16 protein-coding genes are annotated in these 21,089 nt (G+C 69.2%); 7 read left to right on the top strand and 9 right to left on the bottom strand.

Annotation, left to right across the window (positions count from 1 at the left end):
• Positions 1-95 precede the first annotated feature (95 nt).
• Positions 96-566 (top strand): hypothetical protein, encoded by a 471-nt coding sequence (locus tag QT382_RS10495; RefSeq protein ID WP_289253980.1) that lies wholly within the window; start codon positions 96-98, stop codon positions 564-566.
• On the opposite strand, the gene QT382_RS10490 is transcribed toward QT382_RS10495, so the two are convergent.
• Complete coding sequence (locus QT382_RS10490; RefSeq protein ID WP_289253979.1) at positions 553-2,856, bottom strand: putative bifunctional diguanylate cyclase/phosphodiesterase; 2,304 nt, start codon at positions 2,854-2,856, stop codon at positions 553-555. The genes QT382_RS10495 and QT382_RS10490 overlap by 14 nt on opposite strands.
• Positions 2,857-2,991: 135 nt before the next feature.
• Between QT382_RS10490 and QT382_RS10485 the strand changes: the two genes are divergently transcribed.
• The 6 genes from QT382_RS10485 (at position 2,992) to QT382_RS10460 (ending at position 10,022) form a co-directional block, all read left to right on the top strand.
• A complete protein-coding gene (locus QT382_RS10485; protein WP_289253978.1) occupies positions 2,992-4,287 on the top strand; it encodes a tryptophan--tRNA ligase in 1,296 nt (431 codons plus the stop codon).
• 87 nt (positions 4,288-4,374) lie between these two features.
• Positions 4,375-6,063, top strand: a complete 1,689-nt coding sequence (locus tag QT382_RS10480) for an AMP-binding protein (protein ID WP_289253977.1) — start codon at positions 4,375-4,377, stop codon at positions 6,061-6,063.
• Between the two features lie 91 nt (positions 6,064-6,154).
• Positions 6,155-7,570 (top strand): M20/M25/M40 family metallo-hydrolase, encoded by a 1,416-nt coding sequence (locus tag QT382_RS10475; protein ID WP_289253976.1) that lies wholly within the window; start codon positions 6,155-6,157, stop codon positions 7,568-7,570.
• Positions 7,571-7,586: 16 nt separating this feature from the next.
• Positions 7,587-8,285 carry a GNAT family N-acetyltransferase gene (locus tag QT382_RS10470; protein WP_289253975.1) on the top strand — a complete coding sequence of 233 codons (699 nt, stop codon included), beginning with the start codon at positions 7,587-7,589 and terminating at the stop codon, positions 8,283-8,285.
• Positions 8,286-8,388: 103 nt separating this feature from the next.
• Positions 8,389-9,504 (top strand): alanine dehydrogenase, encoded by a 1,116-nt coding sequence (gene ald, locus QT382_RS10465; RefSeq protein ID WP_289253974.1) that lies wholly within the window; start codon positions 8,389-8,391, stop codon positions 9,502-9,504.
• Positions 9,505-9,584: 80 nt separating this feature from the next.
• Entirely contained in the window at positions 9,585-10,022 is a 438-nt protein-coding gene (locus tag QT382_RS10460) for a nuclear transport factor 2 family protein (RefSeq protein ID WP_289253973.1), read from the top strand.
• A gap of 10 nt (positions 10,023-10,032) precedes the next feature.
• Here the strand turns inward: QT382_RS10460 and QT382_RS10455 are convergent, their stop codons facing one another.
• The 8 genes from QT382_RS10455 to QT382_RS10420 all read right to left on the bottom strand — a co-directional run bounded on the left by QT382_RS10455 (position 10,033) and on the right by QT382_RS10420 (position 21,001).
• The gene (locus tag QT382_RS10455) at positions 10,033-10,779 is read right to left on the bottom strand and encodes a LytR/AlgR family response regulator transcription factor (RefSeq protein WP_289253972.1); all 747 of its coding nucleotides are present in this window, start codon (positions 10,777-10,779) and stop codon (positions 10,033-10,035) included.
• The gene (locus QT382_RS10450) at positions 10,776-11,810 is read right to left on the bottom strand and encodes a hypothetical protein (protein ID WP_289253971.1); all 1,035 of its coding nucleotides are present in this window, start codon (positions 11,808-11,810) and stop codon (positions 10,776-10,778) included. The genes QT382_RS10455 and QT382_RS10450 overlap by 4 nt, the downstream gene beginning before the upstream one ends.
• Complete coding sequence (locus QT382_RS10445) at positions 11,801-12,886, bottom strand: sensor histidine kinase (RefSeq protein WP_289253970.1); 1,086 nt, start codon at positions 12,884-12,886, stop codon at positions 11,801-11,803. The genes QT382_RS10450 and QT382_RS10445 overlap by 10 nt, the downstream gene beginning before the upstream one ends.
• A gap of 6 nt (positions 12,887-12,892) precedes the next feature.
• Positions 12,893-13,288, bottom strand: a complete 396-nt coding sequence (locus tag QT382_RS10440; protein WP_289253969.1) for a hypothetical protein — start codon at positions 13,286-13,288, stop codon at positions 12,893-12,895.
• A gap of 143 nt (positions 13,289-13,431) precedes the next feature.
• Positions 13,432-14,637 (bottom strand): DUF1501 domain-containing protein, encoded by a 1,206-nt coding sequence (locus QT382_RS10435; protein WP_289254722.1) that lies wholly within the window; start codon positions 14,635-14,637, stop codon positions 13,432-13,434.
• 19 nt (positions 14,638-14,656) lie between these two features.
• A complete protein-coding gene (locus tag QT382_RS10430; protein WP_289253968.1) occupies positions 14,657-16,213 on the bottom strand; it encodes a DUF1800 domain-containing protein in 1,557 nt (518 codons plus the stop codon).
• A gap of 68 nt (positions 16,214-16,281) precedes the next feature.
• Positions 16,282-17,394 (bottom strand): sugar-transfer associated ATP-grasp domain-containing protein, encoded by a 1,113-nt coding sequence (locus QT382_RS10425; protein WP_289253967.1) that lies wholly within the window; start codon positions 17,392-17,394, stop codon positions 16,282-16,284.
• A 52-nt stretch (positions 17,395-17,446) separates the two neighbouring features.
• Complete coding sequence (locus tag QT382_RS10420; protein ID WP_289253966.1) at positions 17,447-21,001, bottom strand: indolepyruvate ferredoxin oxidoreductase family protein; 3,555 nt, start codon at positions 20,999-21,001, stop codon at positions 17,447-17,449.
• Positions 21,002-21,089: the final 88 nt, after the last annotated feature.

Below are 21,089 nucleotides of genomic sequence, written 5' to 3'. Positions count from 1 at the left end.
ACCTAAGTTGGTTTGGCAGCCCCGCAGCGCGGGCGCTGTAAAGGGGTTGCTTTGCCGGCCCCGAACCTGGCCAAGCCTTTCCCTGGAGGGCTCCCATGCGTCCACTTGTCCTGACCGGCTGCGCCTTGCTGCTGACCGGTGCCGCCCTGGCCGACCCGCCGGCCAGCTATTCCTACGACGCCTCGTATGCAGCCAAACAGGCGGCCTACGACCAGGCGGCGCGCGCCGATTGCGCCGACTACAAGCGCTACCGGCAGGCCGACTACAAGCCGGACGAAAAGGCGGACTACAAGCCCGACTACAAGCCCGACTACAAGCCGTCCACCGGCGCCGGCTCGCCCGCCTACTCGGCGACCGGCACGCCGGCCTACACCTCCAACGCGGCTTCCAGCTACGCCTGCACCGACCTGGAATACAGCCAGTACCTGCTGGAAAGCCAGCCCACGGCCGCCGGTGCGTCGGGCAGCAAGAGCCGCTATCAGGTGATACGCGAGCTGCAAAGGGCCCGCCGCGACGGCGAGCTGAACTGGGCCGACTACGAGCTGGGCGGCTTCATCCCGCGCTGAGCCCCGGTCTGGCGGCTGCGGGCGCTGGCTGCAGCACCTGCTCCAGAAGCCGGGTGGCGCCGGCTTCCGGCAGCGGCCGGCCGAGCAGATAGCCCTGCAGCTGGGTGCAGCCGAGCGCCTCGGCGGCGGCGGCCTGGGCGTAGGTTTCAACGCCCTCGGCCACGATGTCCAGCTTGAGCGAGCGGCCCAGCACGCAGGCGGCCTGGACGATGGCGCCGGCATCGGCGGCCGGCAGCGGCGTGATCAGGCTGCGGTCCAGCTTCATCGCGGCGATGGGCAACTGGCGCAGCATGGTCAGCGAGGACTGGCCGGTGCCGAAGTCGTCCAGCGAGATGCTGACGCCGGCCTCGCGCAGCTGGGCCAGCTGGGGCAGGACCCGCTCCACATGGCCGATGGCCGCGGTCTCGGTGATCTCCACCTCCAGCAGGCCGCGCGGCAGGCCATGCTCGCGCTGCAGGGCCAGCAGCCGGGTCGCGAAATCCGGGTCCTCGAACTGCAGCGGCGACACATTGACCGCCACCGGCAGGCCCTGGCCGAAGCGGCGCTGCCACTCCTGCAACTGCGCGCAGGCCAGCTTGAGGATCAGCTCGCCCAGTGCCTTGATCTGGCCGGTGCGTTCGGCCGCCGGAATGAACTGGGCCGGGCTGACCCGGCCGCGCTCCGGCCTTTCCCAGCGCACCAGGGCCTCGAAGCCGCAGAGCTTGCGGCTGCCGGCCGTGAACTTGGGCTGGTATTCGAGCAGGAACTCGCCGGCCGACAGTGCGCGGCCCAGCGCCTGCTCGATCTCCAGCCGGGCCTGGGCGGCCTGCTTCATGGTGGCGTCGAAGAACAGCCAGCTGGCGCCGGCCGTGGACTTGGCGCGGTGCATGGCCGAGTCGGCCGCGCGCAGCAGCGTGGCGGCGTCGCGGCCGTCCTGCGGGAACAGGGCCACGCCTATCGACAAGTGGACGAAAAGCTCGGCGCCCGAAATCGCGAAGGGCTTGGCCAGCATGGCCAGCAGCCGCTCGGCCAGCGCCTGGGCGGCCAGGGTGTCGCAGGCCTCGGTGGCGATGACGACGAACTGGTCCTCGCCCAGCCGGGCCAGCTCGGCATCTAGCGGCAGCTGGCGGTGCAGGCGCCGGGCGATGGCGCGCAGCAGGGCGTCGCCGGCCTCGTGGCCCAGGGTCTCGTTGACCAGCTGGAAGCGATCCAGGTCGGCCGACAGCACGGTGAAGGGCGTGCCGCCCGGCCGGCACAGCTGCTGCAGCCGCGTCACCGCATGGTTGCGGTTGGGCAGGTCGGTCAACTCGTCGTGCAGGGCCTGGCGGCGCAGCGCCTCGACGGCCTCGTAGCGCGAGCTGTCGTCGATCATCACGATCAGCTCGGCCGGCTCGTCGTCCCATTCCACCTGGCTGGACAGGCAGTGCAGGTGGATGGCCTGGCCGTCCATGCCCAGGCGGTGGCTCTCCCATTCGAGATGGGCATTGCGGTCGGTCAGCACGCGTGCATGGCGCTCGCGGGCCGCCTCCTGCTGCTCGGGCGGCACGAAGCGCGCCAGCAGATCGACGGTTTCGGCCGGCATCCTGTCGGTGCCGAAGGTGCGCAGTGCGGCCGGGTTGGCATAGAGCAGCCTGTGGTGGCGCATCACGACCAGGCCCTGCAGCGAGAACTCGGCCAGCCGCGTGAAGCGCTCGCCCTGGTGGCGGGCCAGCGCATGAGCGCGCCGCACCGAGAGCAGGATCAGGCCCAGGCTCAAGGTGGTCTGCACCAGGATGCCGGCCGAATAGGTCATGAGCGACTGGGCCTTGGGGTCCAGCAGCGGGCCGCTGATGTGGACCGCCGCCAGCGCGACGAAGCCCATGGCCACCCAGCGTTCGAAGCGATGGCCGGCCAGCCAGATCAGCCAGCCGCTGACCAGGCACATGCTCGCCAGCATCACGGCGCCGGCCACGATGGCCTGGCGCATGTCCTGCATGCCCAGTGAGGCCAGCACCACGACGGCCGCCAGCACCAGGGCCAGGGTCAGCGGCAACGAGACGCGCCGGTCGCGGTAGCGCAGGGCGCCGACCGTCTGGAAGGCCTGGGAGCTCATCAGGGCCACCGAGGCGAGCAGGGCCTGCAGGTTGCGCAACGGACCGGGTTCCAGCCAGTCCTGCATGATGGGGCCGAGGATCAGGCCCAGGGCCAGCAGCATCCAGCTCCATCCCCAGTCGCGCACATAGTCCTTGTGCTTCTCCTGTGACCACAGCAGGAGCAGGGCGCCCCCCAGCATCAGGTTCAGGCTGGCGCTGACAAGCATCAGGGCGGTCATGGTGGCGCAACTGCTCCCGGATCCGACTGCGGATGAGGGCATGCTATCCGCACATTCGGGCCTGCAGCGTCCCGTTTTGCGGGGAGAAGCGACAATGCGCCTCCCGGCAATCCCGTCCCAGCCCAGCTCCAGACCATGACCCAGCGCGTCCTGACCGGCATCACCACCACCGGCACCCTGCACCTCGGCAACTATGTCGGCGCGATCCGGCCTGCGATCGAGGCCAGCCGCGAGGCCGGCGTGGAGAGCTTCTTCTTCATGGCCGACTACCACGCGCTGATCAAGTGCGACGACCCGGCCCGCATCGCCCGCTCGCGCCTGGAGATCGCCGCCGTCTGGCTGGCCGCCGGCCTGGACCCGGAGCGCGTGGTGTTCTACCGCCAGAGCGACATCCCCGAGATTCCCGAGCTGACCTGGCTGCTGACCTGCGTCACCTCCAAGGGCCAGATGAACCGTGCCCATGCCTACAAGGCTTCGGTGGACGCCAACGTGGCCGCGGGCGAGGACGAGGACGCCGGCATCACCATGGGCCTGTACAGCTACCCCATCCTGATGGCGGCCGACATCCTGATGTTCAACGCCCACCGCGTGCCGGTCGGCAAGGACCAGGTCCAGCACATCGAGATGGCCCGCGATGTGGCCCAGCGCTTCAACCATCTGTTCGGCCAGGGCCGGGACCTGTTCGTGCTGCCCGAGGCGCAGGTCGATGCCGAGATGGAACTGCTGCCTGGCCTGGACGGCCGCAAGATGAGCAAGAGCTACGACAACGTCGTGCCGCTGTTCGACGGCGGCGCTCAGGGCCTGCGCGATGCCATCGCCCGCATCGTCACCGACTCCAGGCTGCCCGGCGAACCCAAGGAACCCGAGGGCACGGCCCTGGTCCAGCTCTATGACGCCTTTGCCAGCCGCGAGCAGCGGGCCGCCTTCCGCGCCGCGTTGCGCGAGGGCCTGGGCTGGGGCGATGCCAAGAAGCAGCTGTTCGAGCTGATAGACGGCCAGATCGGCGCCATGCGCACCCGCTACGACGAGCTGCTGGCCCATCCCGAGAAGATCGAGGCCATCCTTCAGCAGGGCGCGGCCAAGGCTCGCGCCCTCGCCGGCCCGCTGCTGGCCCAGGCCCGTGCGGCCGTGGGGCTGACGCCGTTCACCGCCGTGGCTGCGGCCACCAAGGTCGAGAAGGCCGCCAAGGCCGCGCTGCCGCTGTTCAAGCAGTACCGCGAGAACGACGGCCAGTTCTACTTCAAGCTGGTGGCCGCCGATGGCACGACGCTGCTGCAGAGCCAGGGCTTTGCCAGTGGCCGTGAGGCAGGCCAGTGGGTGAGCAAGCTCAAGACCGAAGGGGCGGCGGCGCTGGCCGGCGCGCCGGTCCAGGTGACGGGTGATGCCGCCGGCGCTTTGGCCGATCTGCTGCAGGCCGCCTTGGAGAGCTGACTCTAAGCCCAGCATTTACCCGGTAGGCGATGCCGGGTTCCCTGGTTAGCCTCTCTGCGAGAGAGAAGTACACAGGAGACAAGCCCTATGCCCACCATCGCCGCCGACGCGCTGGCGTTGCAACGCCTTTACCACTGGGAAAGCGAAGCCGCCAACCAGGTCGTGCTGACCCAGCCCATGGGTGACGGCTCGGTCCGCGACTACACCTGGGCCCAGGTGGCCGACAACGTGCGCCGCATGGCCGCCCACCTGAAGAGCCAGGGCTGGGAGCCCGGTTCCAAGGTCGCCATCCTGTCCAAGAACTGCGCCTGGTGGCTGATGAGCGACCTGGCGATCTGGATGGCCGGCTATGTGTCGGTGCCGCTGTACCCGACGCTGGCGCCCGAGACCATCCGCCAGATCCTGGAGCACAGCGAATCCAAGGCCCTGTTCGTCGGCAAGCTCGACGGCTGGGAGGGCATGAAGCCCGGCGTGCCGGCCGGCCTGCCCTGCATGTCCTATCCGCTGTCGCCGGACGATGCCCGCGGCAGCTACGAAGGCTGGGAGGCCATCGTCGGCCGCACCGCGCCGCTGCAGGGCGAGGTCAAGCGCGGCGTCGACGAGCTCTGCACCCTGATCTACACCTCGGGCACGACCGGCGCGCCCAAGGGCGTGATGCATTCCTTCGGCGCCTTCGCCTGGGCCATCCAGACCGGCCAGAAGCGCTTCGACCTCAGCTCCAGCGACCGCCTGCTGTCCTACCTGCCGCTGGCCCACGTGGTCGAGCGCATGCTGGTCGAGCATGGCTGGCTGTGCGTGGGCTTCCGCGTCTACTTCGCCGAGTCGCTGGACACCTTTGCCGCCGACCTGCAGCGCGCCCGTCCCACGGTGTTCTTCTCGGTGCCGCGGCTGTGGGTCAAGTTCCAGCAGGGCATCCACCACAAGATGCCGCCGGCCAAGCTGCAGAAGCTGCTGCGCATTCCGCTGCTGGGCGGCCTGGTCCGCAAGAAGATCCAGAAGGCCCTGGGCCTGGACCAGGCGCGCTTCTGCGCCGGCGGCGCGGCGCCCATGCCGCTGGCCCTGCTCGAGTGGTATGCCGGCCTCGGCATCCCCATCAACGAGGGCTACGGCATGACCGAGAACCTGGCGGTCTCGCACATCACGCTGCCGGGCAAGAACCAGCGCGGCACCGTGGGCACGGCCTACGAGGGCGTGCAGACCCGCATAGACCCGGTCACCGGCGAGCTGCAGATGCGCAGCCCGGCCGTGATGCAGGGCTACTACAAGGAAGCCGAGATCACCCGCGAGGCCTTCACCCAGGACGGCTGGCTGCGCACCGGCGACAAGGCCGCGCAGGACGCCCAGGGCTGCCTGCGCATCACCGGCCGGGTCAAGGATCTGTTCAAGACCAGCAAGGGCAAGTACGTGGCCCCGGCGCCGATCGAAGACCGCCTGGGCATGCATCCCGACATCGAGGCCTGCACCGTCACGGGCGCCAACCTGGGCCAGCCGCTGGGCATCGTGATGCTGTCGCCCGATGCGGTGGAGCGCGCCAAGACGGCCGAGGGCCGCGGCCAGATCGAGCAGGAACTCAAGGAGCACCTGGCGCAGATCAACACCAAGCTCGATCCGCATGAGCAGCTGGACTGCCTGGTCCTGGTCAGCACGCCCTGGACCGTGGACAACGGCTTCATCACGCCCACCTTCAAGGTCAAGCGCAACCGCATAGAGGACGTCTACGCCGGCCAGTACGAGCGCTGGGTCGGCCTGGGCAAGAAGGTGGTCTGGGGCGAATAGCAGCTGGCCTCCCTGGGAAATTCCGGGGATGACCCGAGGCGGCGCGAAAGCCGTCTCGCTATGCTGGCGGATCCCCAGGGAGGATCCGTCCATGAACCAGTTCCGCCGGGCCGGCTTGGCCCTGGCCCTTGCCTTGTCCTTTGGCGCCGCGGGCGCTCAATCCTTCAGCGATGCCGACCTGGCCGTCGCTGCCAAATTGCGCGAAGCCGGCCAGGCCAGCAACCTGGCCTACGAGCTGGTCGATTCGCTGGTCACCGAGGTCGGCGCGCGGCCGGCCGGCTCGGCCAATGACAAGAAGGCCGTCGACTGGGCCGTGGCAAAGCTGAAGTCGCTGGGCTTCCCGGTGGTGCGCGCCGAGCCCGTGCCGCTCAAGGCCTGGAAGCGCGGCGAAGCCCATGCCCACATCACCGAGCCGTTTGCCCAGCCACTGGTGATGACGGCCCTGGGCATGAGCGTGGCTACGCCCAAGGAAGGCATCAGCGCCGAAATCGCCTACTACCCCGACTTCGCCACGCTCAAGGCCGACACCAGCGACAAGGCCAAGGGCCGCATCGTCTTCGTCGACCAAAAGACCGAGCGCGCCAAGGACGGCCGCGGCTACGGCCCTTCGTCTACCGCCCGCACGCAAGGCCCGACCGAAGCCGGCAAACGCGGTGCGCTGGCCTTCGCGATCCGCTCGGTCGGTACCGACCATGACCGCCTGGCCCACACCGGCGCCACCCGCTATGCCGAAGGCGTGCCGGCCGTGCCGGCCTTTGCCGTCTCGGTGCCCGATGCCGACACCATTGCCCGGCTGCAGCGCTACGGCAAGCCGGTCAAGATGCATGTCTCGCTGCAGGCCGAACTGGGCATAGACGCGGTCTCGCACAACGTGATCGCCGAGATTCCCGGCACCGACCTGGCCGACGAGGTGATCGCCATAGGCGGCCACCTGGATAGCTGGGACCTGGGCCAGGGCGCGATAGACGATGGTGCCGGCGTGGCCATCACCGCCGCCGCCGCCAAGCTGATCCTGGACAGCGGCGCCAAGCCGCGCCGCACCATCCGCGTGGTGATGTTCGCCAACGAGGAGAACGGCCTCGACGGCGCGCGCGCCTATGCGGAAAAGTACAAGGGCCAGAAGCACCAGCTGGTGGCCGAGAGCGACTTCGGCGCCGGCCCCATCTACCGCTTCCAGACCCGCGTGCGGCCCGAGGCCCTGGGCGTGGCCCTGGTGATTGCCGAGCAGCTCAAGCCGCTGGGCGTCGAGGCTGGCGGCAACGAAGGCCGCACCGGCGCCGACACCGGCGTGATCCAGCGCGCCGCCAACCTGCCGGTGTTCTCGTTCAGCCAGGACGGCACGGACTACTTCGACTTCCACCACACGGCCAACGACACGCTGGACAAGATAGACCCGGCCAAGATCCGCCAGAACGTGCAGGTCTGGGCCACGGCCGTCTGGCTGGCCGCGCAGAGCCCGGTGGCCTTCCATCCGCTGCCGGCGGTGGAGAAGAAGCCGGCGCAGTAAGTCGCCCGGTCGCGCCATGCTGCATCTGCTCGACAACCTCATGTGGCATGCGCTTTCCGGCACGCAGGCGCGCTTCGCTGTGGGCAGCGGCGGGGTCAGGCGCATGGCGCCGGGCTTCTCGCCGCTGATAGGTTTTGAGAATCCGGATCAGCCTGATCTGCAAGCGCTGTCGGCGCTGGCCGAGCCCGGCGAGAGTTTCTACACCGGCGTCTGGTCCGGCCCGGTGCCGGCCGACTGGCGCATCGAGGCCGAGGCCACGATGTTCAGCATGTTCTGGGATGCTGCCTGCCGCGAGCATGACGAAGCGCCCGAGGCCGTTCCGCTAGCCGCCGAGCATGCGCAGCAGGCGCTAGAGCTGGCGCTGTTGACCAAGCCCGGACCCTTCGGCCTGCGCACGCTGGAGCTGGGCGACTACTTCGGCTGCTTCGACGAGCAGGGCCGCTTGATGGCCATGGCCGGCGAACGCATGCAGGCCGAGCAGCTGCGCGAGATCAGCGGCGTCTGCACCCATCCCGATTTCCAGGGCCGCGGCCTGGCGCGGCGCCTGATGCTCAAGCTGGTGCGCCGCCAGTTGCAGCGCGGCCAACTGCCGGTGCTGCATGTGATGAGCGCCAATGCCGGCGCCCGCGGCCTCTACGAGCGCATGGGCTTTCGCTACCACCGGGAGGTGGTGGTGAGGGTGATCGCCAAGACGGCCGACCAGGCAGCCGACTAGTAGCGCCGCTAATGGCGCTTTAGATCGATTGCTGCGGCTTTGAACGCCGCAGGCCCGGCCGTACAAGGACAGCTCTGAAAACAAGACAACGGAGACAAGCCCCATGCGCATCGGCGTTCCCAAGGAAATCAAGAACCACGAATACCGCGTCGGCCTGACGCCGGCCAGCGTCCGCGAGCTGGTCTCTCATGGCCATCAGCTGCTGGTGCAGACCGGCGCCGGCGCCGCCATCGGCCTCACGGACGAGCAGTACATGGCGGCCGGCGCCCAGATCGTTGGTGATGCGGCCGGCGTCTTCGCCCAGGCCGAGATGATTGTCAAGGTCAAGGAGCCGCAGCCGCAGGAATGCGCGATGCTGCGCGAAGGCCAGATCCTCTACACCTACCTGCACCTGGCGCCGGACCCCGAGCAGACCGCGGCCCTGGTCAAGAGCGGCGCCGTCTGCATCGCCTACGAAACCATCACCGGCCCCGGCGGCGGCCTTCCGCTGCTGGCGCCCATGAGCGAGGTGGCCGGCCGCATGTCCATCCAGGCCGGCGCGGCGCATCTGGAGAAGAGCAAGGGCGGCATGGGCGTGCTGCTGGGCGGCGTGCCCGGCGTGGCGCCGGCCCATGTGGTCGTGATCGGCGCCGGCGTGGTCGGCACGCATGCGCTGCAGATGGCCGTGGGCATGGGCGCCCGCGTCACCGTGCTGGACAAGAACGTGGACCGGCTGCGCCAGCTGGACCTGGTTTTCGGCAACCGCATCACCACCGCCTACTCGAACGCCCAAGCGCTGGAAGAGGCCGTGCTCTCGGCCGAGCTGGTCATAGGCGGCGTGCTGATCCCCGGGGCTGCGGCGCCCAAGCTGGTGACCAAGGAGATGGTCAGCCGCATGAAGAAGGGCTCGGTGATCGTCGACGTGGCGATCGACCAGGGCGGCTGCTTCGAGACCTCACATGCCACCACTCACGCCGAGCCGACCTTCGTCGTCGATGGCGTCATCCACTACTGCGTGGCCAACATGCCCGGCGCCGTGGCGCGCACCTCGACCTTCGCCTTGAACAACGCGACGATTGGCCATGCCGGGGCCCTGGCCAACAAGGGCTGGAAGCAGGCGCTGCGCGACAACCCGCACCTCAAAGCCGGCCTGAACGTGGTAGCAGGCCGGGTCACCTACGAGGCCGTGGCGCGCGACCTGGGCTACGACTACCTGGCGGCCGATTCGCTGCTGGGCTGATCGCCCCTGACTTCCGCGACGCGGCCGCAACTGTGCGACGCTTGCCCCTCATCCATCCATTCACCGAGATGAGGGGCGACATGAAGCGCAGAAACATCATGGCTCTCGGCGCGGCGGTCGCCGGCCTGGCTGCAGATCCGGCCCTGGCGGCGGAAGGCGAGCGCGAGGCCGCCATTCGCCGCACGGCCATGGACTACATCGAGGGCTGGTACACCGGCGACGCCGCCCGCATGGAGCGCTCGCTCCATCCCGAGCTGGCCAAGCGGGTGATGATGAAGGGCCCCGACGGCCGCCGGCGCCTGCAGCAGATGAGCGCCATGACGCTGACCCAGTCCACCCGCCAGCGTCCGGCCAAGGAAGACAAGACTTCGCGCCGCGAGCTGCGCATCCTCGACATCTTCCAGGGCACGGCCAGCGTGCGCCTCGATGCCGAGGGCTGGATCGACTACATGCACCTGGTCGAGACCGACGACGGCCGCTGGCTGATCGTCAATGTGCTGTGGGACCTGAGGCAGTAACCGCCCGAGGCTAGAGCTGCTTGAACCGCCCCGAAAACGTCGGGCTGACCTCCAGCGTCTCGGGCCGGTTCTTCAGCGCGATGCGCAGCTTGCCGCTGAGCGAGCGGCTGACCGACTTGATCGCGTGGGCGTTGACGATGGTCGAGCGGTGCACCTGCCAGAAATGCTCGCCGTCCAGGCGCTGGACCAGGTCCTTCAGTGGCACCGAGATCAGGGCCTCGGTGTCGGCCGTGATCACGGCCACGTACTTGTTGTCGGCGCGGAAGTAGATGACGTCGTCCACCGCGATCAGCTGCAGCTCGCGGCCGCGCTGCACCGTGATCCAGCGCAGCTGTTCAGTGGCGCCGTTGTTGCGGGCGCCGGCCAGCGCATCCAGGCCGCGCAGGTCGGCCGGCGGCTGGCTCAGCCGCTCCTTCAGGCGCAGCAGGGTCTTGGCCATGCGCGCCGGGTCCAGCGGCTTGAGCAGGTAGCCCACGGCCCCTTCGTCGAAGGCCTGGATCGCATAGCGCTCATGGGCGGTGATGAAGACCACATGGGCGCGCCGACCGATCAGCTGCGCCACCTCCAGGCCCGAAAGGCCGGGCATCTGCACGTCCAGGAAACAGACCTCGGGCTGCAGCTGCTCGACCAGGTTCAAGGCCTCGTGGCCGTCGCGGGCCATGGCCAAGACCTCGGCCTCGGGCCATTGGCGCAGCAGCTCCTCGCGGATCTCGGCCGCCAGCAGGGTCTCGTCTTCAGCGATCAGGATGCGGGTCATGGCGCGGAACGGTCGGCGGGCCTGGGCCAGCGGAGTATGAACAAGGGCTGGTCCTCGCGCAGCAAGTTCAGCGAGGCGGCCTCGCCATGGACGGCGCGCAGGCGCTGGGCCAGCTCGTCGAGAGGCACGCGTTCGGCGGTCAGCCAGGTGTGCTGCGGATCGGGGCCCAGGGCCTGCAGCCGCAGTTCGGCCTGGTCGGCCTGGGTCTGCAGGGACAGGCTCCAAAGCGTCGTGCCTTCGTCCAGCAAAGGGCGAACCAGGGGCAGCAGGACCATGGGCGCCAGCGGCCAGTCCGGCGCTTCGGCCAGGTCGGCGAGGTGCAGACGCTCGGTGTGCAGGGCATCGGCGCTGACCAGGCGGGCATAAGCGCGCAGCGCGAGCAGCTCGCGAGCCAGCGTCGAGACCTCGGCCTCCACATGGGGCTGCAGGGCGCGCAGCAATTCGATCAGCGCCGCCAGCCTGGCCTGGCCTCGCGCCGGCTGCTCGGCCAGCTCGGAATCGATGACGCCCAGGCGCTCCGACAGCAGGGCCGGATCCATGCGGGCCTGCAGCGCCAGCAGCTGCGCGGCGGCCAGCTTGCGCTGGCGTTCGGCGGAGGCTTCCTGCAGGGCCTTGAGCCGTGCCTGGGCGCGCCGCGACTGGCGCAGCTGCACATAGACCAGCATGCCCATCGCATGCCAGACGAAGCTGGTGCCGGCGAGCGAGAAGTCCTGCTCGCGGCCCCACCACGCGACCTTGCCCAGCACCGGGTAGAGCGCCGGCGCGATGACCCAGACGCCCAGCAGGATGGTGGCGAACAGTACGGCCGGATAGGCGAGCCAGGCGGGCAGACGGCCGGCATCGACGGCCCAGTCGGCCGCGCGCACGCCCAGCACGGCGGGCACGCCGAACTGCAGCACGTTGTAGCTCAGCGCATTCAGAAGGCCGGCGCTCAGATGACTGTTGAAAGGCGTGCCATTGGCGAACAGCGTGGCCGCGCCGACCAGCAGCATCCAGCTGAGATCGCTGGTCCGTATCAGCTTCAGTGCCATGGCAATTGCACCCGCGCGATCAGGCCCTGCGGCTGGTTGATGTGCAGACTGAGCCTCGCCGCGCTGCCATGGAGAGCGGCGAGGCGGGCGCGCAGCGTGACCAGGCCGGTACCGCCGCCGCTGCCGGGCGTCATGCCGGCGCCGGTGTCGACCACTTCCAGCCTGAGCGTGGACGGCAGCTCCGGGTCCGGCAGCGCACGGACGCAGATCTCGCCGCCCGCGAGCTGCGGCGTGATGCCATGCTTGATCGCGTTCTCCGCCAGGGTCAGCAGACAGGTGCAGGGCACGATGGCCGCCTCCAGGCCGGGTGCGATCTCGAAGCTCAGCTTCAGCCGATCCGGGCCTATGCGGCGCTGGTGCAGGGCCAGAAAGGCGCGCACCAGGTCCAGTTCGCGGGCCAGCGGGGTTTCCGTCTGGCGCAGTTCGGGCAGGGCTGCGGCGAGGTAGAGGCGCAGGTCCGACAGCATGGCCCGTGCCGCCCCGGTGTCGGTATGGGCCAGGCGGCGCAGATGGGCCAGGGTGTTGAACAAAAAATGCGGTTCGACCTGGGCCTGCAGCAAGGCCATGCGCGCCTGGGCCAGCTGGCGAGCCTGGGCGGGCGCGCTGTGGCTCAGCGACTCGGCATCGGCCTCGCCGCGCAGCCGGCGCTGCCGGTACTCGAAGGTCAGGCAGGCCACCACGGCGAAACTGGCCTGAACCTGCAGGTCGTAGGGGCTGTTGGGCAGCAGGCTGCCGTCTGACAGGCCGAGCAGGGCGCCCAGGGAGGGGCTCAGCAGGGTCAGACCTGTCACCTGCAGTCCCAGGGCCAGCGGGCGCGCGGCTTCGTTGCTGGGCAGCCAGTGCTGGCTCAGGCAGGCCCCCGCCACCATGCACCAGATCCAGGCCGCGCGGCCCAGCATACGGGGCAGGAAGACCAGCCCCTCGCCGCCACAGCCATCCTCGGCGTGGCCAAGCAGATGGCAGCTGGCGATGCTGGGCAGGAACACGCCGGCCGAGAACACCAGGGCCAGGACGGCGGCGACCAGCAGGTCGCGGCGATCCTGGCGGGTCAGGAGCAGGGCGGGCGCAGGAGGCATGCGGTATCAGCGTGAATTGGCCATTGAAACACGCGGGGCGGCGGCAGCCAGGGCCGAGGCGCTGGCCGCGGTCGGCTCGGCAAAGCGGATGCTGACGACATAGCGCTGCGGCGTGCCGCCGTGGCAGTTCATGGAATAGAGGGCGGTGCGCACCGCACCGCGGTAGCGGCGGTTGCCGTCCACGGTCAGCGGCTGCACGCGGCCCTTGGCATCGACTTCGAACTCGGCCTGCACCTCGGCCTCGCGGCCTATGCGCTGCATGCTGCTGGCCAGCAGCTCGGGCAGCTCCTCGGTGGCTTTGGGGCAGTGGGCAGGCTGGACGGTCTGGGCCAGCGCCGCCGGGGCGAACAGCGCGAACGCGAGGCTGGCAACGGCGGCGAAGGTGGCGGAAGGGGATTTCATGACGGGCTCCTTGATCGGACGGTGGGCAGACGGCGCAAAGGTACGCAGTCCCGCCCGGCCGATCAGCCGACGCCAGACAAAGCTGGGTACGGGCCGACGAATCGCCGCTGGAACCCGACGGATCGAAAGGCCGTCGAGCCGATTCAGACCAGGCCCAGGTCCTTGATCGCCGCGCCCGGGAACACGCGCGCCAGCGCCTCGTCCGACAGGCCGAACTGGCGCTTCCAGAGGCCGCCCAGCACGGCGCGGTATTCATTCAGCACCGGGTAGTCGCGGCCCTGGTTCAGGGTCTTGGCTGTCAGTTGCACCTGCTCGCCGGCCACGCCCCCCTTGGCCGCCAGGCTGCCGCCCAGCAGCCAGTAGGTCGAGCCATGGCCGTGGTCGGTGCCGCGATTGCCGTTCTCGCGGAAGGTGCGGCCGAACTCGCTGATCACCATCACCGTGGTGCTGCGCCACAGCTCCGGGCCGAGTTCGGCGCTGATCGCGGCCAGGCCGCGGCCCAGCTCCTCGAAGCGGGTCGCCAGCGTGCCGGTGGCGCCGCCCTGGCCGACGTGGGTGTCCCAGCCGCCCACGTCGATGAAGCCCAGGCTGAAGCGGCCGCGCATCAGCTTGCCTATGCGCCGCGCCTCCAGCTCGAAACCCTTGGCGCTGATCGCGTTGCGGCCCGAGGCGTCCATCTCCTTCATGCGCTCGGGCGAGAGCTCGCGCACCAGCTCCTCGCGCAGCGCAAAGCCTTCCTCGACCTGGGTGGACAGCGGCTGCTGCTGGTACATGCCCGAGACCAGCTGGCGGGTCTTGGCATCGACCGCCAGCCGGGCGTTGTCGCGCAGCGCCGCATTGCCAATCTTGGCCTGGCCGCGGAAGCTGATCGGCAGCTGGTCGGTGAACGAGATCGCACCGCGCGCACCGATCTCGGCAGCGAGGCGGTTCATGAAGCCGCTCTGGAAGTCGCGCTGGCCCGTGAGGTTCTGACCCAGTTCTATGCTGTCCTGGGTCTCGAAATGGCTGCGGCTGAGGTCGTCGGTGCCGGCGAAGGGGATGAAGGCGGCCTGGCCGGCCTGCAGCAGGGGGTAGAGGCTGTCCTTCAGCGCCGGATGCAGGCCCCAGTCGGCATTGATGGACAGGGCCGCCTCGGCGCTGGGCTCGCTGCCCGGCTTGGCGATGGCGATCTTGGGCCGCGATTCGTAATAGAAGCTGCTGCCGGTCGGCACCAGCAGGTTGGCGGCGTCGTAGCCGCCGCGCAGAAAGACCAGCAGAAAGCGCGGCTTGTCGGCGCCTGCGGCAAACAAACGGGTGCCGGGCAGGGCCAGACCCGCGGCGGTGGCTTGGAGCAGATGACGTCGGTTCAACAGCATGGCGGTCACCGGTTCAGCGGTTCATGAATTCGGGGCTGGACAGCAGCAGCGTGAGCCACAGCTGCGGCGAGTCGGCCTGGGCCAGGGCGCCGCGCGTGGCCGGGCTCAGGCTGGGCTCGATGCGGCTGCGCATGGGTGGCGCGTCTAGCTTGTAGGGCGGTGGCGGCGGCTTGGGCGCGTCGGCCGCCTCGCCCTTGAACAGGGCCGGCACGCCGCCGCCCATCTGGCGGGCGATCTCGAAACGCAGGCTCATCTGACCGGCACTGTTCCAGGCCTCGGCCTGGGGCGGATAGCCGTCCGGCGTCTGGCGGTCGTACAGGCCCTGGCCCAGGCGGCGCAGCCAGCCGGCCAGCGGCTGGCTGTTCAGCATCTGCTGGCCCTCGAAGCCGGCGCGCAGGCCGGAGAGCAGGTAGTGCTGCGGGTCCTTGAACTTGGCCGGCGGCAGGCTGGCGAATTCGCTGGACAGCAGCAGCGGCCGCAACGTGGCCTTGATGTCGCCGCCGCTTTGCTGGAAGGCCGCGGCCATGCGCTCGACCACGGCGGCCGGCGGCTGGTCGGCCAGGAAGAATTGGGCCAGCTTGCGGCTGACGAAGCGGGCCGTGCTGGGATGGGCGACCAGCAGGTCCAGCACCTGGTCCAGCTCCTTGGCGCCGCTGCCCTTGATGGTCTGGCCGAGCAGCTGCTTGTCGCCGAAGTCATGGCGGGCCGGGTTGAATTCGTACAGGCCTTCGCGAACGTACTGGCCGTTGAACTTGGGCGGCAGCTTGGGGTCCTCGGGGTCCAGGCGCACGCCGAAGCCGGTCAGCACGCGGGCCAGCTCCTGCACGTCGCGCTGGCTGTAGCCGCCGTCCACGCCCAGCGTGTGCAGCTCCAGCAGCTCGCGGGCGTAGTTCTCGTTGACCCTGGGAATGCCGTTCTGGTCGTTGTCCAGATAGCGCAGCATGGCCGGATGGCGGGCCACGGCGCCCAGCATGGTGCGGAACGAGCCGAGCGCATTCGGCCGCAGCGCGCGGTCCTCGTAGTCGGACACCAGCACGCGGATCTCGCGCTTGTACTGGTGGACATTGAAGTGGTTGAACCAGAAGGCGCTGATGTGCTCCAGCAGCTGCTGGTCGGAATACAGCGCTCGCAGCAGGAAGCGGTGGCCGGCCTCGCGCGAGCCCTTGTTGAGCCCGTTCTGGTAGGCCTGCCGGGCGACGACCCGCTCGGCCTCGGTGGGCGGCTTGTCCTGGTTCTTGCGCAGGGTCTCGACCTCCTGCACCCGCTCGTTCAGCGTCTTGCTCGTGATGTCCAGCTGGGCGATCTGCGCCTCGGCAAAGGCCGGCAGAGGCGCCTTGGGGTCAGCGTTCAGCTGCTGCTCCACATAGCGGCCCCAGCCTTGCGTGGCGATCTGGTCCAGCTGGCCGGTGGTGGCGCCCCAGCCTATGCGGTTGGCGGCGCGCAGCTGAGAGGGCGGATCAAGTGGCGGTGGCAGGCTGGCACAGGCGGCGAGCAAGAGGGCGACAGCGGTGCCGAGCAAGGCGGCGCGCCGGCTCGGCCGCGGCAGGGTGAAGCGGTGGGACTGCAGCATCCGCGCAGGATGCCAAGGCCGGCGCCACCCTGTCCAGCGGCTTTGCAGGCCTTTACCGGCGATGTGCGCTATCCGGTCAGCAGGCCCTGCTGGGCCAGGCAGCTGCGCATGCGCGCATCCAGCAGGCCGCGCCGCTCCAGCAACTGGGTCAGGTCGCAGCCGCCGGTGGCGAACAGGTTCAGCTCCAGCGCCAGCGGCCCGCTGGCCGACAGGGCGATGTCCCATTGCTGGAAGCGCAGATGCGGGAACAGCGTGGCCACCCGCAGCGCAAAGGCCTGGACCTCGGGCCAGCCTGGCACGCTGAGCTGGTGCAGGTCGGCACCGGTATCGGGATGGTGGCGCAGTTCGCGCAGGTCCAGCCCAATGCCGTTGATGACGCGCAGCACCCGGCCGGTGTCGTAGTCGATGGCGGCGGCCAGGTTGCCGGTGCTGCCGCTGTTGTAGTTGTCGCTGAAGTTGGCGCCGGTGGGGAATTTCCAGAAGGCACGGTGGATCTGCGGGCCGGTCTCCTCATCCAGCAGCACCATGATGCGCAGGCTGGTCAGCTCTGGGCCCAGTTGGGCCTGCAGGGACGGATCGGGCGTGACCGGGCGCTGGAACAGATAGCCAAGGTTCTCCTGGTCGGCGCGGTGGAAGTCGAAGGCATCGACCGCCAGCTCGCTGCCGTCGCCCAGGCGCAGCGCGTCGCGCTCCGGCAGGTACTCATGGGCCAGGCAGGCGCCGCGGCCGAAGCCGCTGGCGCTGGGCTTGGAGAAGAAGGGGTAATGGATCGTGTCCCGCAACCAGCGGCGCAGGGCGGCTTCGTCAGCCAGCTGTTCGGCGCGCTGGTGGGGTCGGCCTGGGCCGCGCTTGTAGATCGCCAAGGTCTTGGTGCAAGCCAGGCCCTGGGCGCCCAGCAGCTCCAGGGTCAAGACCTTGTCCAGCCCCAGGCAGGCCCAGGACCGCTGGTTCAGCCCGTCCAGCAGGGCTTCGCGGCGCCAGCCGACGAACTCCAGCTTCTGCTCCCAGCTGAGGCCGGGATCGAACAAGCGGTAGGTGTAGTAGTCGCCCGGGCCGATGGCGCCCGGGCCACGCGACAGCTTCAGCAGTTCCAGCCATTGCGGCCAGCGACCCCGGCCCGTCGCCTGATCGGCACGCCGGGCCAGCTCCGAGTAAGCCAGCAGTCGCCGGATCCAGGGCATCGGGACTCCTCTGAGGGCAGGACTCCATTGAAACCCAGAAGTGCTCGCCCGCCTACAGCTCGGCCACGCCCTTGATGCGCGCTACCGACGCAGGCTCTGCGATGACGGCCACGGCCGCGCGGCCGTGGAAGCGGTCCAGCAGGTCCTTCCACTGTGCACGCACGGTCACCACATTGGCCAGCTTCACATGGCCATAGCCGCGGATCTTTTCGGGGAGCCGGGCCAGCTGGACGGCGAGGTCCAGCTTGTCGGCCGACAGATGGGCCAGCAGGTCGGCGACCAGGGCTTCGTAGTCGCTGATCAGCTGGCGCTCCATGCGCCGCTCCTCGGTCTTGCCGAACAGATCCAGCCAGCCGCCGCGCAGGCCCTTGAAGCGGGCCAGCAGCTTGAGCGCCTGGAAGGTCCAGCTGCCCAGCTCGATCTTGCTGGCGCGGCCGTCGGCGCCGGGTCTTGCCATAAGGGGCGGTGCCATGTGGAAGCTGATCCGCTCCCAGCCTTCGAACTGGGCCTTCATGGCGGCCTCGAACTTGCCGTCGGTATAGAGCCGGGCGACCTCGTACTCGTCCTTGATCGCCAGCAGCTTGGCGTAGTAGCGGGCCACGGCCTTGGTCAGCTTCTCGGCCTTGCCGGCTTCGCCCAATTGCGCCTCGGTCTGGCGGACTCGCGCGACCAGGGCCAGGTAGCGCTGGCCATAGGCTTCGTCCTGGTAGGCCGTGAGATGGGCGGCGCGGCGGGCGAGCAGGCCATCGGGGCCGTCGAGCCTGTCCTGGCCCATCAGCAGCTGGATCGGCTGGGCCGTCTCGCCACCGAGGCGTTTGATCGCCTCCGGTGAGGCAATGGCCAGGCGGCCCAGCGCGAAGGCGGTCTTGTTGCCTTCGACGGCCACGCCGTTCAGCTCGATGGCGCGCATCAGCGCGGCCTCGCTCAGCGGCACCAGGCCGGCTTGCCAGCAGGCGCCTAGCATCACGATGTTGCTGGGCATGGTGTCGCCCATCAGCTTCTGGGCGATGGCCTGGGCATCGATGGTCGAGAGCCACTTGGCCTCGCCACCGACGGCATACAGCATCTTGGCGACCAGCGAGTCGGCCTGCAGGCTGGCGTCCGGGTTGCGGACGAAGGCGGCCGTGGGCAGCTCATGGGTGTTGGCCAGGATGCGGGTGCGGCCAGGCTTGACCGTGCCCAGCGCATCGGGGCTGGCGCCAACCACCATGTCGCAGGCCAGCAGCACGTCGGCCTGCTGGGTGTCGATGCGGACCTGGTTCAGCAGGTCTTGCGTCGGGGCCAGGCGAACGAAGCTGAGCACCGAGCCGCCCTTCTGGGCGAAGCCCATGAAGTCCAGCACCGAGGCCTGCTTGCCTTCCAGATGGGCCGCCATGGAGACCAGGGCGCCGACCGTGACCACGCCGGTGCCGCCGACGCCGGTGACCAGCATGTCGAAGGGGCCGGTCCAGTCCCAGGGCAGCGGCGCCTGGATGGCGGCCAGCTCGCGCGCCAGGTCGGCAGCGGTCCAGCCGGCGCCGACCTTTTTCTTCAGCTGGGCGCCGTGCACCGAGACGAAGCTGGGGCAGAAGCCGTTGACGCAGCTGAAGTCCTTGTTGCACGAGCTCTGCTCGATGGCGCGCTTGCGGCCGAAATCGGTTTCCACCGGCACCACCGACAGGCAGTTCGAGGCCTGGCCGCAGTCGCCGCAGCCTTCGCAGACCTGCTCGTTGATGAAGAGGCGGCGCGGCGGATCCGGGAACTCTTTTTTCTTCCTGCGGCGGCGTTTCTCGGCCGCGCAGGTCTGGTCGTAGATGAGGACGGTGACGCCCTCGATCTCGCGCAGCTCGCGCTGCACCGCATCCAGCTCGGCACGGTCATGAAACGTGGTGCCGGCCGGGAACAGGCCGTGGTGGCCCTCGTACTTGCCAATCTCGTCGGAGACGACGACCAGGCGCTTGACGCCCTCGGCCTCGACCTGACGCGCGATCTGCGGCACGCTGGTCTGGCCGTCCACCGGCTGGCCGCCGGTCATCGCGACCGCGTCGTTGTAAAGGATCTTGTAGGTGATGTTGGCCCGGGCCGCGATGGCCTGGCGGATCGCCAGATAGCCCGAGTGGTAGTAGGTGCCGTCACCGAGGTTCTGGAACACATGCTTCTCGGTGGTGAAGCGGCTGTGGGCGGCCCAGTCCACGCCCTCGGCGCCCATCTGGATCAGGCCCGAGGTGCCGCGCTCCATCCAGCTTGCCATGAAGTGGCAGCCTATGCCGGCCAGCGCGCGCGAACCTTCGGGCAGCTTGGTCGAGGTGTTGTGCGGGCAGCCCGAGCAGAAGTAGGGCTGGCGGCGCACGCCGTCGGCGGCATTGCTCAGCAGGCAGGGGGTGAGGAAGTCGACGACCAGGTGGCGGCGGTCCAGCGCCGGGTTCAGGCGAGCCAGCCAGTCGGCCACGGTCGGCATGATTCGCGAGGGTCGCAGCTCGCCCAGCGAGGACAGCACGGAAGCGCCATGCTCGTCGGTCTTGCCGACCACGCGCGGCCGCTGGGCTTCCGGCAGGTGGTACAGCAGCTCCTTGATCTGGCGTTCGACCACCGGGGCCTTTTCCTCGATCACCAGCATGTCGGTCAGGCCCTGCGCGAACTCGACCATGCGGGTCGACTCCAGCGGATAGACCAGGCCGACCTTGTAGACCCGCACGCCGGCCGCGGCCAGCGCATTGGGGTCCAGGTCCAGGCGGCGCAGCACTTCCATGAAGTCGTAATGCGCCTTGCCGACGGTCACGATGCCCAGCGTGGCGCGCGGGCTGGTGACGATGTGCTTGTCTATCGAATTGAGCTTGGTGAAGGCGCGCACCGCGGCCAGCTTGTGCTCCAGCCGCGACTCGAGCTCCAGCGAAGGCAGGTCGACCTGGCGGATGTGCAGATTCGTAGCCGGCTCGTGATCCACCGGCAGCTCGAAGTCCAGCGGCACCGCGTCCAGGTCCACGGTCATGCCCGACTCGACCACCTCGGAGATCGCCTTGAAGCCGACCCAGGCACCCGAGAAGCGCGAGAGCGCCCAGCCATAAAGGCCGAACTCCAGGTACTCGGCCACATTGCCCGGGTGGACGATGGGCATGCTCCAGGCCTGCAAAGCCAGGTCGCTCTGGTGCGGGGTGGAGGAGGACACGCAGCCGTGGTCGTCGCCGCAGACCACCAGCACGCCGCCCTGGGGCGCCGTGCCGTAGACATTGCCGTGCTTCAGCGCATCGCCCGAGCGGTCCACGCCGGGGCCCTTGCCGTACCACATGGCGAACACGCCATCGACGGTGCGCTTGGGGTCCAGGGCCACGCGCTGTACGCCCAGGCAGGCCGTGGCGGCCAGGTCTTCGTTGATGGCGGGCAGGAAATTGATCTGGGCGGCGTCGAGGAACTTCTTGGCCTTCCAGAGCTGCTGGTCGACCATGCCCAGCGGCGAGCCGCGGTAGCCGGAGACGAAGCCGGCGGTCTTGAGTCCGTTGCGCTCGTCATGCGCCTTCTGTGCCAGCAGCAGCCGCACCAGGGCTTGGGTGCCGGTCAGGAAGACGGCGCCGCTGTGGGCGGCCAGGTTGTCGGAGAGCTTGTAGTCGCGCAGTTGCGAAGGTTCGGACATGACGGCGGCGGGTGGATCCGGGAGCGGAGATTTTTCGCCAGCGGCTGCGGAGATTCTTTGCTCTCTTCCTCGTTCTGTCCAACGAATG

Origin of the sequence: Pelomonas sp. SE-A7 (assembly GCF_030345705.1) — a bacterium.
GTDB lineage: Bacteria > Pseudomonadota > Gammaproteobacteria > Burkholderiales > Burkholderiaceae_C > JAUASW01.
Note: the sequence above shows the minus strand (reverse complement) of the source record. Positions and strands in the feature narration are given on the sequence as shown.

Bases quoted from the DNA above. Each gene is read 5' to 3' on its own strand.
- QT382_RS10495 (WP_289253980.1), top strand. From the start codon at position 96: ATGCGTCCACTTGTCCTGACCGGCTGCGCCTTGCTGCTGACCGGTGCC.
- QT382_RS10490 (WP_289253979.1), bottom strand. From the start codon at position 2,856: ATGACCGCCCTGATGCTTGTCAGCGCCAGCCTGAACCTGATGCTGGGG.
- QT382_RS10485 (WP_289253978.1), top strand. From the start codon at position 2,992: ATGACCCAGCGCGTCCTGACCGGCATCACCACCACCGGCACCCTGCAC.
- QT382_RS10480 (WP_289253977.1), top strand. From the start codon at position 4,375: ATGCCCACCATCGCCGCCGACGCGCTGGCGTTGCAACGCCTTTACCAC.
- QT382_RS10475 (WP_289253976.1), top strand. From the start codon at position 6,155: ATGAACCAGTTCCGCCGGGCCGGCTTGGCCCTGGCCCTTGCCTTGTCC.
- QT382_RS10470 (WP_289253975.1), top strand. From the start codon at position 7,587: ATGCTGCATCTGCTCGACAACCTCATGTGGCATGCGCTTTCCGGCACG.
- ald (WP_289253974.1), top strand. From the start codon at position 8,389: ATGCGCATCGGCGTTCCCAAGGAAATCAAGAACCACGAATACCGCGTC.
- QT382_RS10460 (WP_289253973.1), top strand. From the start codon at position 9,585: ATGAAGCGCAGAAACATCATGGCTCTCGGCGCGGCGGTCGCCGGCCTG.
- QT382_RS10455 (WP_289253972.1), bottom strand. From the start codon at position 10,779: ATGACCCGCATCCTGATCGCTGAAGACGAGACCCTGCTGGCGGCCGAG.
- QT382_RS10450 (WP_289253971.1), bottom strand. From the start codon at position 11,810: ATGGCACTGAAGCTGATACGGACCAGCGATCTCAGCTGGATGCTGCTG.
- QT382_RS10445 (WP_289253970.1), bottom strand. From the start codon at position 12,886: ATGCCTCCTGCGCCCGCCCTGCTCCTGACCCGCCAGGATCGCCGCGAC.
- QT382_RS10440 (WP_289253969.1), bottom strand. From the start codon at position 13,288: ATGAAATCCCCTTCCGCCACCTTCGCCGCCGTTGCCAGCCTCGCGTTC.
- QT382_RS10430 (WP_289253968.1), bottom strand. From the start codon at position 16,213: ATGCTGCAGTCCCACCGCTTCACCCTGCCGCGGCCGAGCCGGCGCGCC.
- QT382_RS10425 (WP_289253967.1), bottom strand. From the start codon at position 17,394: ATGCCCTGGATCCGGCGACTGCTGGCTTACTCGGAGCTGGCCCGGCGT.
- QT382_RS10420 (WP_289253966.1), bottom strand. From the start codon at position 21,001: ATGTCCGAACCTTCGCAACTGCGCGACTACAAGCTCTCCGACAACCTG.